12 protein-coding genes are annotated in these 13673 nt (G+C 72.8%); 8 read left to right on the top strand and 4 right to left on the bottom strand.

Translation table 11 applies throughout. The annotated features are described in order from the left end of the window. Positions 1-136 precede the first annotated feature (136 nt). Positions 137-1117 (top strand): ABC transporter substrate-binding protein, encoded by a 981-nt coding sequence (locus tag OHB13_RS20715; RefSeq protein ID WP_328378098.1) that lies wholly within the window; start codon positions 137-139, stop codon positions 1115-1117. A gap of 113 nt (positions 1118-1230) precedes the next feature. Then, a complete protein-coding gene (locus OHB13_RS20720; RefSeq protein ID WP_328378099.1) occupies positions 1231-2349 on the top strand; it encodes a hypothetical protein in 1119 nt (372 codons plus the stop codon). Between the two features lie 94 nt (positions 2350-2443). Here OHB13_RS20720 and OHB13_RS20725 read toward each other — a convergent pair whose 3' ends face one another. Together OHB13_RS20725 and OHB13_RS20730 are read right to left on the bottom strand one after the other, a co-directional pair. Next, positions 2444-3586, bottom strand: a complete 1143-nt coding sequence (locus OHB13_RS20725; RefSeq protein ID WP_266854684.1) for an NADH-quinone oxidoreductase subunit D — start codon at positions 3584-3586, stop codon at positions 2444-2446. A gap of 184 nt (positions 3587-3770) precedes the next feature. After that, positions 3771-4727, bottom strand: a complete 957-nt coding sequence (locus tag OHB13_RS20730; protein WP_328378100.1) for an SAM-dependent methyltransferase — start codon at positions 4725-4727, stop codon at positions 3771-3773. Positions 4728-4823: 96 nt separating this feature from the next. On the opposite strand from OHB13_RS20730, the gene OHB13_RS20735 reads away from it, so the two are divergent. Together OHB13_RS20735 and OHB13_RS20740 are read left to right on the top strand one after the other, a co-directional pair. Further along, on the top strand, positions 4824-6023 hold the full coding sequence (locus OHB13_RS20735) for a sensor histidine kinase (RefSeq protein ID WP_328378101.1): 1200 nt from the start codon (positions 4824-4826) through the stop codon (positions 6021-6023). A gap of 145 nt (positions 6024-6168) precedes the next feature. Next, positions 6169-6846: a response regulator transcription factor gene (locus tag OHB13_RS20740; RefSeq protein WP_266854679.1), complete on the top strand. Its 678-nt coding sequence runs from the start codon at positions 6169-6171 to the stop codon at positions 6844-6846. A 92-nt stretch (positions 6847-6938) separates the two neighbouring features. Here OHB13_RS20740 and OHB13_RS20745 read toward each other — a convergent pair whose 3' ends face one another. Further along, positions 6939-8051 (bottom strand): DUF5937 family protein, encoded by a 1113-nt coding sequence (locus OHB13_RS20745; protein ID WP_328380349.1) that lies wholly within the window; start codon positions 8049-8051, stop codon positions 6939-6941. Between the two features lie 105 nt (positions 8052-8156). Between OHB13_RS20745 and OHB13_RS20750 the strand changes: the two genes are divergently transcribed. Beyond that, on the top strand, positions 8157-8453 hold the full coding sequence (locus OHB13_RS20750) for a hypothetical protein (RefSeq protein ID WP_328378102.1): 297 nt from the start codon (positions 8157-8159) through the stop codon (positions 8451-8453). Positions 8454-8501: 48 nt separating this feature from the next. Here OHB13_RS20750 and OHB13_RS20755 read toward each other — a convergent pair whose 3' ends face one another. Continuing rightward, positions 8502-9599: a threonine aldolase family protein gene (locus tag OHB13_RS20755; protein ID WP_328380350.1), complete on the bottom strand. Its 1098-nt coding sequence runs from the start codon at positions 9597-9599 to the stop codon at positions 8502-8504. 298 nt (positions 9600-9897) lie between these two features. Between OHB13_RS20755 and OHB13_RS20760 the strand changes: the two genes are divergently transcribed. Genes OHB13_RS20760 through OHB13_RS20770 form a run of 3 tightly spaced genes read left to right on the top strand, consistent with a single transcriptional unit; the run spans position 9898 to position 13672 of the window. Further along, positions 9898-10797, top strand: a complete 900-nt coding sequence (locus OHB13_RS20760) for a Rossmann-like and DUF2520 domain-containing protein (protein WP_266854676.1) — start codon at positions 9898-9900, stop codon at positions 10795-10797. Further along, on the top strand, positions 10794-11780 hold the full coding sequence (gene panC / locus OHB13_RS20765; protein ID WP_328378103.1) for a pantoate--beta-alanine ligase: 987 nt from the start codon (positions 10794-10796) through the stop codon (positions 11778-11780). The genes OHB13_RS20760 and panC overlap by 4 nt, the downstream gene beginning before the upstream one ends. Continuing rightward, entirely contained in the window at positions 11777-13672 is a 1896-nt protein-coding gene (locus tag OHB13_RS20770; RefSeq protein ID WP_328378104.1) for an L-aspartate oxidase, read from the top strand. The genes panC and OHB13_RS20770 overlap by 4 nt, the downstream gene beginning before the upstream one ends. The last annotated feature ends 1 nt before the right edge of the window (position 13673 follow it).

The following is a 13673-nucleotide window of genomic DNA, read 5'->3' on the forward strand; positions in this document are numbered from 1 at the left end:
CGCTGCGTTGCTGCTGCGTCTGCCGGCGCTGGTGCTTCTGCTCAAGCTGCTGCTTCTGCCTTCTCTGCTTCCTACGCTTTCCTACGCTGAATTTCTCGAAACGTTCTTCAATCACCTGTCACTTGGAGTGGACCTCATGATCAAGACCTCGCGAATAGCGGGCGCGGTGCTCGGCGTGGTGGCTCTGACGGGCTCCCTCGCGGCGTGCGGCGGCGACAGCCTGGAGAAGGGCAAGGACGGCGGCGGGTCGAGTGCCGCGGCCGGTTCGGGCAAGAAGGGCTCGCTCGTCATCGGCGCGGCCGGCTTCACCGAGTCGAAGGTCCTCGCCGCGCTGTACAGCCAGGTGCTGGCCAACGCCGGATACAAGACCTCGGTCACCTCGGTGAACAACCGCGAACTGTACGAACCCTCGCTGGAGAAGGGGCAGATCGACGTCGTACCGGAATACGCGGCCACCCTCGCCGAATTCCTCAACGCCAAGACGAACGGCGCCAAGCAGGCCGAGAAGAAGCCCGTCGCCTCCGGTGATGCCGCGGCGACCGTGGCAGCCCTGAAGAAGCTCGCCGGGCCGCGCGGGCTGAAGGTGCTTCCGGCCGGCGCTGCGGTCGACCAGAACGCCTTCGCCGTGACCAAGGAATTCGCCGCCAAGAACAAGCTCAAGACCCTTTCGGATCTGGGGAAGTCGAAGGTGAAGGTCAAGATCGCCGCGGGTGACGAATGCACGGTCCGGCCGTTCTGCGCACCGGGCCTGAAGTCGAAGTACGGCATTGATGTCACCGGCATCGACCCCAAGGGCGTCGGCACCCCGCAGTCCAAGCAGGCGGTCAAGGACGGCACCGACCAGCTGGTGCTGACCACCACGACCGACGCGACGCTGGACACCTACGGACTGGTGCTGCTCCAGGACGACAAGAAGCTCCAGAACGCGGACAATGTCCTGCCGGTCGTGAATGCCGAGCACGCGGGCAGCCCCGACATCGCGGCCGCTCTCGCCAAGCTCACGTCCGCGCTGACGACCGCCGATCTGGTCCAGCTGAACCGCAAGGTCGACTCCGAGCGTGCGAAGCCCGACGATGTCGCGAAGGACTATCTGAAGTCGAAGAGCTTGATCAACTAGCGGGTTCCCGGGGGAATGGCGGGAGCACCGGGGTAACCGTTCGAGGTAACCGCTGGGGAACAAATCCCGGTGCGGTCATCCATTCGGCTCACCCGCACGGTAAATTTCGGGCCATGCCACGTGGACGCCACCGCCATTCCCCACCCCTGCACCGGCTTCTCCAGCCTTCGGCCGTTGCCGGTGCTTCGCTTCTCTTCGCCGCCGGCGCCTGGCTGTTCGCGGATCCCCTGGTCCTCCGCTGTCTGGCAGCGGCAGCGGCCGCCGCCGCGGTGACCGGCGCGGTCCTGATGCGCAACTGGGACCGGGTGGCCGGTCGCAGGGTCGCCGAACTGACCCGTTCACGGGCCGCCGAGGAGTGGCGGGCCGAGGAGCGCACCGCCGAACTGGAAGGCGATCTGGAGGAGTCGCGCGCCCTGCGCGTCAAGCTGGAGACGAAGCTGCGGGCCAAGCGGGCCGAGCTGGCCGGGCTGCGCGGGGAGCACGCCGCGCTGCTGCGCCGGTACGCGACCGCCGAGACCGCGCGGGCCGGTGCGCTGGAGGGCCGCAGGCTCCTGGCGATCGAGGCCGCGGCCCCGGCCCCGGCCCCGACCCGGGCCGCGCTGCCGGCCGCGCGCTCCACCCCCACTCCGGCCGCGTACGCGAAGGCCGCCCAGGCACTCGGTGCGCTGAGCCGTAACGCGGCGGCCCAGCGCGAACAGCGCGAGGGCCGGGACCACGGCGAGCACCGGGAGCAGCGGCAGCAGCGCGAACAGCGGGAGACGGCCGATCCGGAGGGGAAGCCGGCGGCGGCCGCCGCCGAGCACACGCGCCCGCCGTCGGCTCTCCCTGCTCCGCGTCGCGTTCCGGCGAGCGCCATCACCCCGTACACCCCGCAGCAGGGCCGCGCGCCCCGGCCCGTGGGCGGCTTCGACTTCTTCGGTATGCAGAACACGCAGAACATGCAGAACACGCAGAAGGACAGGACGTCCGCCTCGGCCCTGGAGCCCGCGCAGCTGGCCTCGGTACAGAACGAGGACCTCGCGGACGTGGTGGGTGCGGAGGCCATCGCGGCACACAACGCCGCGGCGGCGGTCTCCGCGGCCGGGTCGGGCCCGGCGGACAGTGCGGACGACAGCGCAGATGACAGCTTCGGGAACGAGACCGACCGCGGGGTGGGCCAGGTCATCGACCTGACCGAGCACGACGAGACGGAGCAGATCGACGTGGGCGTGCTGCGCACCGCGATCTCGTAGCGGCGGACCGATCGTGTGCGGCCCGGACCCCCGGCGGGGTCCGGGCCGCTCTGCGTCCGGACCGCTTGCGGTAGCTGTCCCGCCGGCAGCCGGCCTACTTGTCGATGTCGCCGACCACGAAGAAGAGCGAGCCCAGGATCGCCACCATGTCGGCGACCAGGGTGCCGGGCAGCAGCTCGGTCAGCGCCTGGATGTTGTTGAACGACGCCGAGCGGAGCTTGAGCCGGTACGGGGTCTTCTCGCCCTTGGACACCAGGTAGTAGCCGTTGATGCCGAGCGGGTTCTCGGTCCAGGCGTACGTCTCGCCCTCCGGGGCCTTCAGCACCTTCGGAAGCCGCTGGTTGACCGGTCCGGGAGCCAGCGCGGCCAGCCGGTCCAGACAAGCGTCTGCCAGGTCCAGCGAGTTGTGCGTCTGGCCCAGCAGCACCTCGAAGCGCGCCAGGCAGTCGCCCTCCTCGCGGGTGACGACCTTCAGGGTGTCCTGGAGATCGCCGTACGCGAGATACGGCTCGTCGCGGCGCAGATCGAAGTCGACGCCCGAGCCGCGCGCGATCGGGCCGCTCACCCCGTACGCGTGCACGGCGGCGGCGGAGAGGGCCCCCACGCCCCGGGTGCGGCCCCGGAAGATCTCGTTGCCGAGGACGAGGTCGTCGTACACGTCCATGCGCGACCGGACATCGGCGACGGCGTCCCGCGCCCGGCCGAGCCAGCCCGCCGGAAGGTCCTCCTTGAGGCCGCCGACCCGGTTGAACATGTAGTGCATCCGGCCGCCGGAGACCTCCTCCATGACCGCCTGGATCACCTCGCGTTCCCGGAAGGCGTGGAACACCGGGGTGATACCGCCGAGTTCGAGAGGGTACGAGCCGAGGAACATCAGGTGGTTGAGCACCCGGTTCAGCTCGGCGAGGAGCGTACGGGTCCAGACCGCGCGCTCGGGGACCTCCATGCCGAGCATCCGCTCGACGGCCATCACGACGCCCAGCTCGTTGGAGAAGGCGGAGAGCCAGTCGTGGCGGTTGGCGAGCATGATGATCTGGCGGTAGTCGCGGGCCTCGAAGAGCTTCTCGGCGCCCCGGTGCATATAGCCGATGACCGGCTCGGCCTGCTGGATGCGTTCGCCGTCCAGGATCAGGCGGAGGCGGAGCACTCCGTGGGTGGAAGGGTGCTGGGGGCCGATGTTGAGCACCATGTCGGTGCTCTCCGCGGCACCGCCGATGCCGACCGTCGTCTCCGTCATACGGGCCAGTATCCCCGGCGGACGGCTGCGGCCTCACCGGGGCCCGCGCGCGGTGCCCTGCCGGTGCGCCGGTGCCGGCTCATGCGCGCGCCCCGGCTGCCGCCGGTGTCCGGTGCCCTGCCCGGCTGCCGCCCGTGTCCCGGCTTCTGCCCGCGTCTCCTGCCCGTGCCCCGGCCTCTCCGCGTCACCGCCCCTGGCCGGGCCCGCCCACCCGTTGCATCAGCCACCCGAAGTCCCCCAGCCCGCCCCGCGCCACCAGTTCCGCGGCTTCGCCCGCCGTCGCCAGGCGTCTGACGTATGCCGCCGGGTCCGTCGACGCCAGCGCCAGGGGTGGGCGTTCGCCGTTGATTCCCAGGGCGCGCAGGGCCTCCCGCTGGGTCCGCAGTTCCGCTCCCGGCAGCGCGCACGCGTCCAGCGCCACATGGGCGGTGATGTCGCAGCTCCCGTCCGGTACCGGCCGCACCTCGCGGCCCTCCCGGAAGCCGGTGAGCGTGCCGAAGGGCGGGCGGGCCGTGCGCGGGTGGGCGTAGTCGACGGCCACCGCGAGACCCGCCTCCAGCGTTCCGGCCGCCGCGGCCCACGCCTCGTCGCGCGGACGGCCGATCTCGGCGCGGGTGCCCGGGCCGTCCGGCGGCCACCAGCGGTCGAGCCACTCCGCGTCCGCCCCGGTCACCGGCTCGCCCAGCCGCTCGGCGCCGTCCTCCGTCCTGACCCGCACATAGCGCGGCGTCCCGGCCGGGTCCACCTCCGCGATGTCGACCGGCACATTGTCCAGCCACTCGTTCGCGAAGAGCAGCCCCCGCACCCCGGCCGGCGGTTCGGCACACCAGACGACGCGCTCGTCGAGCCCGGCCGGACGGGGCGCGCGCTCGACGGCGTACGCCCGTACCGGGAAGTCCGCGGGCAGCGCGGCCAGGACCCCCGTCACCAGCTCACCGCGGCCCGCCCCCATGTCGACCAGGGCCGGCTCCGCGATGTCCAGCCCCGTCAGCAGCCGGGCGACGGCCGCTGCGAACAGGGGGGAGGCGTGCACCGAGGTGCGGAAGTGGGCCGAGGGGCCCTCCGGCCGCAGATAGAAGCCGTCCGCCCCGTACAGAGCGGCCTCCGTCGCCTCACGCCACCCGCGCCACTCATCAGTCACGGCGTCAAGTCTCCACCTTGGGGAGTACTCCATGGGCGACCGGATCGGTCCTCCGGTTGACCCTTGCACCTGTCCGGCTTCCCTACGCTGGGTTACGTGCAGCGTCTCTACGCCTTCATCCGCAGACACCCGACTCTGGTCGACGGCTTCTGGGCCGTCATCCTCCTCGGGCTCTCCGCGATGCAGTGGGACGCGTCCCGGATGGAGCACGGGTGGAACTACAAGGCCGTCCCGATCTTCCTGGGTCTCTGTACGGCTGTCGCCCTGCGCCGCCGGGCGCCCGAGAAGATGCTGCTGCTCGTGACGGTGCTGGGGGTGGCGCAGCTGGTCTTCGACGTCAGCACGGGGCCCGCCGACTTCGCCATGCTGGCGTTGATCTACACCGTCGCCGCCGACGGGGAGCGCTGGGCCTCCCGGCTCGGCCTGATCGGCGGCCTGTGCGCGGGGACGCTCGCGCAGCTGCGCTGGCACGAGGCGGGGGTCACCGGTTGGGTGCAGCAGGCGGTCTTCACGGTCGTGGCGACGGTTCCGTTCGTCCTGGCCTGGGTGCTGGGTGACTCGGTACGGACCCGCCGGGCCTACTTCGCGCAGCTGGAGGAGCGGGCCGCCCGTCTGGAGCGGGAGCGGGAGGCGCAGTCGAAGGTGGCGGTCGCCGGTGAGCGTGCCCGGATCGCCCGCGAGCTGCACGATGTCGTGGCGCACAACGTCTCGGTGATGGTCGTCCAGGCGGACGGCGCCGCCTATGTCCTGGATGCCTCGCCCGACCAGGCCAAACAGGCGCTGGAGACGATCTCGTCCACCGGCCGCCAGGCGCTGGCCGAGATGCGCAGACTGCTGGGGGTGCTGCGGACCGGTGACGCGCCGGAGAGCGGTGAGTACGTGCCGCAGCCCGATGTGCAGCAGATCGAGGACCTGGTCGAGCAGGTCAGGGTCGCCGGGCTGACCGTGGACTTCCGTATCGAGGGGACGCCGCGGCCGCTGCCCAGTGGCGTGGAGCTGACCGCGTACCGCATTGTGCAGGAAGCGCTCACCAACACCCGGAAGCACGGCGGACCGGACGTGGGCGCCAGCGTGCGTCTCGTCTACTTCGACGACGGGCTCGGCCTGCTGGTCGAGGACGACGGCCGGGGCGCGGCGCACGAGTTGTACCAGGACGGCGGGGCGGACGGTCAGGGGCACGGTCTGATCGGTATGCGGGAGCGCATCGGCATGGTCGGGGGCACGCTGGACGCGGGTCCGCGGCCGGGCGGCGGCTTCCGGATCAGCGCGCTGCTGCCGCTCAAACCGGCCCACTAGCCGGCCACTGGCCGGACCACAGGCAAGCCCACCACAGCCACTAGCCCACCACAGCCACAAGCCCGCCACCAGCCCACCAGCCTGCCGTTGTCCCGGGTGCCCATCGGCCCCGTTCCCCCGGCCCATGAGAAGGGATCCTTACGAGATGGCGATCCGCGTGATGCTCGTCGACGACCAGGTGCTGCTGCGCACCGGCTTCCGGATGGTGCTTGCCGCCCAGCCGGACATGGAGGTCGTCGCGGAGGCGGGCGACGGCGCGGAGGCGATCGCCGTCCTCCGGTCGACGGCGGTCGACGTGGTGCTGATGGACGTCCGTATGCCGAAGCTGGACGGTGTCGAGGCGACCCGGCAGATCTGTGCGCGGCCGGATGCGCCGAAGGTGCTGATCCTGACCACCTTCGACCTGGACGAGTACGCCTTCTCCGGGCTGAAGGCGGGCGCCAGCGGATTCATGCTCAAGGACGTGCCCCCCGCCGAACTGCTCGGCGCGATCCGGTCCGTGCACAGCGGAGACGCGGTGGTCGCGCCGTCGACCACGCGGCGGCTGCTCGACCGCTTCTCACCGATGCTGCCGAGCACGGTCGCGGATCCGCAGCAGAAGGAGATCGAGCGGCTCACGGACCGGGAGCGCGAGGTGATGCTGCTGGTCGCGCAGGGCCTGTCGAACGGCGAGATCGCGGCGCTGCTGGTGCTGTCGGAGGCCACGGTGAAGACGCATGTGGGCCGCATCCTCACCAAGCTGGAACTGCGGGACCGGGTGCAGGTGGTCGTGATGGCGTACGAAACGGGTCTGGTGCGGGCAGGCGGCTCCGGGGCGCGCTGAGACCGGCAGGGTGAGGCCGGGGCACTGAGACCGGGGTACTGAGACCGGCAGGGGAGGCAGGCGCGTTGCGCTGGGCACCGTTGAGGTGGCCGTCAGCGCAGCACCCCCTCCAGGAAGTCGCTGCCGAGCCTGGCCACCACGGTGAGGTCCAGCTGGTGCAGGACATACCGCCCGCGCCGTCTGGTGGTGATCAGGCCGGCCCGCTTCAGGACCGCCAGATGGCGGGAGATCTCCGGCGCGGATATGCCGTGCGTATCGGCCAGTTCGCCCGTGGTGCGCGGGGAGCGGGCCAGTCCCCGGCACATCCGCATCCGCATCGGGTGGGCCAGCGCCTCCAGCCGCAGCTTCAGCAGCTCGACCGACGCGGGGGACGGCAACTCGGGTGCGGCGACCGGGTACTGGATCGCCGGGCGCCAGTCCGGGCGGTGGAGCACCAGCAGATGGGGCCAGCCGAAACTGGTCGGTACGAAGGTGAGCCCGTCCCCGGCGGGCGCGCCCACCGCGGCCGAACGGCCCTCCGCGAGCTTGTCGGCGCTGATCCTGGTCCCGGTGCTGTCCAGCGACAGGGCGGCGGAGACCGCGGTCATCGCGTCGGCCAGGCCCTTGTGCCGCAGGATCTCGGTCTTGTGCCGGGCGTCGGCCGCCAGTTGGATCCGTACCCGGCGCCAGGTGTCGCCGAAGAACGCCTGCTCGCAGTCCTCGAAGAGCCGCCGGATCCAGGCCCGCACGGTGACCGGGTCGTTCAGCAGATGTCCGGTGAAGTCGAGCTGCCGGGGCCCGCGGGCCGCCGCGAGATCCAGCGCGCGGTTGCGGACCCCCGCGTCCGTGAGCGGTGAGGGGCCGCCGAGGTCGTAGGTGACGGAGCAGGTGAACTCCAGCGCGACATTCACGAACTCGTCGTCGGGCAGCAGGTCGAGCAGATCCAGATCCTCGGCGAGAGTCGCCCCGGGCCTGCCGCCGCCGTGCCGGGCGCCAGCGAACGGCAGGAAGATGTCCGAGAACGTGGAGCGCCACAGGAAGTCCGCTTCGTGCAGCCGGTCGGCGAGGTCCGGCTCCAGCCCGGCGGCCGTCGCCGTGGCCCAGCCGTGCAGCCCCGGATGGTGTCCCGGTTCGGACAGCACATGCAGGGCATTGCCGAGCTCCGCCAGGGGAGACAGTTCGAAAGTGATCCCCCCGGGTGGCAGCCCCGTGATGTCGATGTCCACGCTCATGGATCCATCGTGCCTGCCCCCACCGACAGTCCGGCCGTCGATTGACTGCGCTCGTCAAATGGAGAGCCCTGGGCCCCGGCTGGTGCCCAGGGTGGGGCCATGAACGCGAACCAGCAGCACATGCTCGACGCCTACCGTGCCGCCCAGCGGGGAGAGACGGCGCCGCCCCTGCCGGGCCGGCACGACTGGGAGGCCATCGGCGAGATCCGCGACCACCTGAGCACGGGGCGGCCGGGCGCGAGACGGACGGAGAAGAGGGCGACGGAGAAGAGGGCGACGGAGAAGAGAGCGAGGGGGAAGGCCCGGCCGCACTGGCTGTCGCGGAACGGCCGGCTGCGGAGGCTGCTGACCCCGGCGCGGACCACCAACGGACAGCACACATCCGATCCCCGCTGAGCCTCCGCACCTCCGTCCCTCAGCCCCTTCAGCCCCCTCGCCCCTGCGTCACCTCACCCGGCGTACGAACTCCACGACCGCCCCCGTCACATCCGCCGCGCTCCACGACAGCCCCGGCGCCGACACCGTCACCTCGGCCAGCGACACCCCCGGCACCCCGCCCGGAGCCGGATGGAACCGCTGGAACAGCGCCACCCCCGTCTCCTCCGCCTGCACGACCGCCGCCTCCGACAGCACATCCGCCTCGTACGGCAGCCACACCTGGAACTGATGGGTGTGCGGCACCTCGGGATTGACCCGGAACCAGGGCACACCCGCCGCCCGGAACCCGTCCGTGAGCCCCGCGGCGACGACCTTCGCGTGCGCGACGTACGAGGGCAGCCGGGGCAGCTCCCGCTCCAGCCCCAGCAGGGCCGACAGCGCGGCCGGGTACTGCTGGAAGAGCGCGCCCCCGTACCGGTGGCGCCAGGTCCTGGCCTCGTCGATCAGCGAAGCCGGTCCCGCGAGCACGGCGCCCGAAAGGCCGTCGAGGGACTTGTAGAGGGAGACGTACACGCTGTCCGCGACCCCGGCGATCTCCGCCAGCTCGCGGCCGAAGTGCGGGGCGCACTCCCAGAGTCGCGCGCCGTCGAGATGCACCACCGCATCACGTTCCCTGGCGGCCCCGGCGACGGCCACCAGCTCGTCCCATGTCGGGAGGACGAAACCGGCGTCGCGCAGGGGGAGTTCCAGCATCAGGGTGCCGAAGGGCTCCTCGAAGTCGCGTACTTCCGCGGCCGTGGGGAGGCGGGGCGCGGACGTCGGGTGGACGGTACGCAGCCCGCTCACGGCTCCGAAAGCGCCCCGCTCGTGCAGTTCGGGGTGGGCCATCGGATGCAGCGCGACCACCGGATCGCCGGTACGTCCCGCCCAGCACCGCAGCGCGACCTGCTGCGCCATCGTGCCGGTGGGGAAGAAGGCGGCTGCCGGGAACCCGAGCAGCCCGGCGACCCGCTCCTCCAGCGCGGCGACGACCCCGCCGCCGTATATGTCCACCGGTTCGTCCAGGTCGTACACCGTGCCCGCGTCCGCCGCCAGTGCGGTCAGCTGCTCGCCCAGGGTGACGATCGCGTGCGGCCTCGACAGCACCCGCTTCGCGCCCCGCATCGCCGCGACCCTGCGCTGCGCAGCGTCCTGCGGGGGCTGTTCGGCCTGTTCGGCCTGCTCGTTCTGCTCGGCCCGCCGGGGCTGCTCGCCCCCGCCGGCCTGCTTCTTTCCACTGTCGTGCCCGGTCCTGCTGTGCTGCCCGGCGCCGTCGGTCCCGGTGATGTCCGCCTCGTTCGTCATGCGCCGATCCTCGTCCGCAGCCTGTGGACAGTCCAACGAGTTCCCCCGAATCCTGGGCGTAGCATGACGGGGAAATCGTCCGGTACCCCTCGCGGACTGGAACGGAAGGCCGTCCCACGTGAACGCATCAGCAGAATCCCGCCCCGCGCGGCTCACCGTCGGCGTGGTCGGAGCGGGCCGGGTGGGCCCCGCGCTCGCCGCCGCGCTCCAGCTCGCCGGGCACCGCCCGGTCGCCGCGTCCGGTGTCTCCGACGCATCCGTCCGCAGGGCCGCCGTCCTGCTCCCCGACGTCCCCCTGGTCACCCCGGCCGAGGTGCTGGCCCGCGCCGAGCTGGTCCTGCTGACGGTGCCGGACGACGCGCTTCCCGCGCTGGTGGAGGGCCTGGCCGAGACCGGCGCCGTCCGGCCCGGACAGCTCCTGGTCCATACGTCGGGCCGGTTCGGCACCGGCGTGCTCGACCCCGCCCTGCGCGCCGGAGCCCTGCCGCTCGCACTGCACCCGGCGATGACCTTCACCGGCACATCCGTGGACGTCCAGCGGCTGGCCGGCTGCTCCTTCGGCGTGACCGCACCCGATGAGCTGCGGCTCGCGGCCGAGGCGCTGGTCATCGAGATGGGCGGCGAACCCGAGTGGATCTCGGAGGAGTCCCGTCCGCTCTACCACGCGGCGCTCGCCCTCGGCGCGAATCACCTGGTCACCCTGGTCGCCCAGTCGATGGAGCTGCTGCGTAAGGCGGGGGTGGCGGCCCCCGACCGGATGCTCGGGCCGCTCCTCGGCGCCGCCCTCGACAACGCCCTCAGGTCCGGCGACGCCGCGCTGACCGGGCCGGTCGCCCGGGGCGACGCGGGTACGGTCGCGGCGCACGTCGAGGAGTTGCGCAAGCACGCCCCGCAGGCCGTCGCCGGCTATCTCGCGATGGCCCGTACGACGGCGGACCGCGCCCTCGCACACGGGCTGCTCAAGCCGGAACTGGCCGAGGACCTGCTGGGAGTCCTCGCGGACGGAGAGACGCGATGACCACGACCGCGCTGCTGCACACGGCAGCCGAACTGCACGCCCTGCCGCGCGGGCGCACCGGGACCGGGCTTGCCGAGACCGGGCGTACGCAGCCAGGCACCGGGCCCGGGACGGGGACCGAGCCCGGCACCGGCACACCCGGAGCCCACGGAGCCCGCACACCGCACCCCCCCGCCCCCCGCGCCGTCGTCATGACCATGGGCGCCCTGCACGAGGGCCACGCGACCCTCGTCCGGGCGGCCAGGGAGCAGGTGGGCGAGGCCGGGCAGGTCGTCGTGACGGTCTTCGTCAACCCGCTGCAGTTCGGCGCGGGTGAAGACCTCGACCGCTACCCGCGCACCCTCGAAGCGGACCTCGCCATCGCCGAACTGGCGGGCGCGGACGCCGTCTTCGCTCCCTCGGCCGACGAGGTCTACCCGGGCGGCGAGCCGCAGGTCCGGGTCGCGGCGGGCCCGATGGGGGAGCGCTTCGAAGGCGCGGCGCGCCCGGGCCACTTCGACGGGATGCTCACCGTCGTCGCCAAACTCCTGCACCTCACCCGCCCCGATGTCGCGCTGTTCGGGCAGAAGGACGCCCAACAGCTCGCCCTGGTACGGCGGATGGCGCGCGACCTCAACTTCCCGGTCGGGATCGTCGGCGTGCCGACGGTCCGGGAGCCGGACGGGCTGGCGATGTCCAGCCGTAACCGCTTCCTCTCCACCGGGGACAGGGCCACCGCGCTGGCCCTGTCCCGCGCCCTGTTCGCGGGCCGGGGCGCCCTCACCGGCGCCGCCTCCGCCACCCCCGCGGCCGTGCGCGCCGCCGCGCAGGCCGTCCTCGACGGGGCGGCGCTCTCCCTGGACTACCTGTCCCTGATCGACCCGTCCGACTTCACCGAGGCCACCGACGGCCACCGGGGCGAAGCGATCCTCGCGGTCGCCGCCCGGGTCGGTACGACGCGTCTGATCGACAACATCCCGCTGACCTTCGGGGAACCACAGTGACCGGAACCGGAATACGCCTGCACGCACCCGCCCCCGGCTGGGAGATCGACGCGGACGTCGTGATCGTCGGATCCGGAGTGGCCGGCCTGACCACCGCGCTGCGCTGCACCGCGGCGGGGCTGCGGACCGTCGTCGTGACCAAGGCCCGCCTCGACGACGGCTCGACCCGCTGGGCCCAGGGCGGTATCGCCGCCGCGCTCGGCGAGGGCGACACCCCCCAGCAGCACCTCGACGACACGCTGGTCGCGGGGGCCGGGCTCTGCGACGAGGCGGCGGTCCGCACCCTGGTGACGGAGGGCCCCGACGCCGTACGCAGGCTGATCGCGACCGGCGCGCAGTTCGACACCGACGAGACCGGCGGGATCGCACTCACCCGGGAGGGCGGCCACCACCGGCGCCGCATCGCGCACGCGGGCGGCGACGCCACCGGCGCCGAGATCTCCCGCGCCCTGGTCGACGCGGTCCGCGCGGCCGCGCTGCGCACCGTGGAGAACGCCCTGGTCCTCGACCTCCTCACCGATACCGAAGGCCGTACGGCGGGTGTCACCCTGCATGTCATGGGGGAGGGCCAGCACGACGGCGTCGGCGCGGTCCGGGCACCCGCGGTGGTGCTCGCCACCGGCGGCATGGGCCAGATCTTCTCGGCGACCACCAACCCCGCCGTCTCCACCGGCGACGGCGTGGCCCTGGCGCTCCGGGCGGGCGCGGAGGTCTCCGACCTGGAATTCGTCCAGTTCCACCCCACGGTGCTCTTCCTCGGCGCGGGCGCCGAGGGACAGCAGCCGCTGGTCTCCGAGGCGGTACGGGGCGAGGGCGCCCATCTCGTCGACGCCGACGGGGTCCGCTTCATGACCGGGCAGCACGAGCTGGCCGAGCTGGCCCCCCGCGACATCGTGGCGAAGGCCATCACCCGCCGGATGCAGGAGCACGGCACCGAGCACATGTATCTCGACGCCCGGCACTTCGGCGCCGAGATGTGGGAGCAGCGCTTCCCGACGATCCTCGCCGCCTGCCGCAGCCACGGCATCGACCCGGTGACCGAGCCGGTCCCGGTCGCGCCGGCGGCGCACTACGCCTCCGGCGGTGTCCGCACCGACCTGCACGGCCGCACGACCGTCCCCGGTCTGTACGCCTGCGGTGAGGTCGCCTGCACCGGCGTGCACGGCGCGAACCGCCTGGCGTCCAACTCCCTCCTGGAAGGCCTGGTCTTCGCGGAGCGCATCGCCGACGACATCGTCACGGCCGGCTCAGGCGCGGCCGGTACGGGTGCGGGCGCCTCGGGCACGGCCGGTACGGGTGCGGGTGCCTCGGGCACGGCCGGTACGGGCGCGGGCGGCTCGGAGGCGGCCGGCTCGGGCGCGGGCGTGCGCGCCGGTGCGGCCGTCCTCCCGGCGGAGCCCGTTACGCTCCCGCTCCTGCCGCCCGAGGCCCGCCTCCGTATCCAGCGCATCATGACGGCGGGCGCCGGAGTGCTCCGCTCCGGGGAGAGCCTCGCGGGTGCGGCGGACCGGCTGGAGGCGATCCGCGCCGAGGCGGAGGCGGAAGCCGCAGCCGAAGCAGTGGCGGAAGCGGCGGCGGGCGCCGCCATGGACGCGGCAGCGGCGGGAGCCCCCGAAGCGCTGCCCGCCGTCGCCCTGAAGCCCGCCGAACCGGGCGTCGAGGCCTGGGAGGCGACCAACCTCCTCTGTGTCGCCCGCGTCCTCACCGCCGCAGCGCAGCGCCGCGAGGAGACCCGCGGCTGCCACTGGCGCGAGGACCACGCGGACCGCGACGACACCGCCTGGCGCCGCCACCTCGTCGTACGGCTGCGCCCCGACCGTTCGCTCGCCGTGCACACCACGGACAGCGCCGACTTCCCACCGACCCTCCCTCACCGTCCCCAGGAGCAGTGAC

The sequence above is a fragment of the Streptomyces sp. NBC_00440 genome (assembly GCF_036014215.1).
GTDB lineage: Bacteria > Actinomycetota > Actinomycetes > Streptomycetales > Streptomycetaceae > Streptomyces.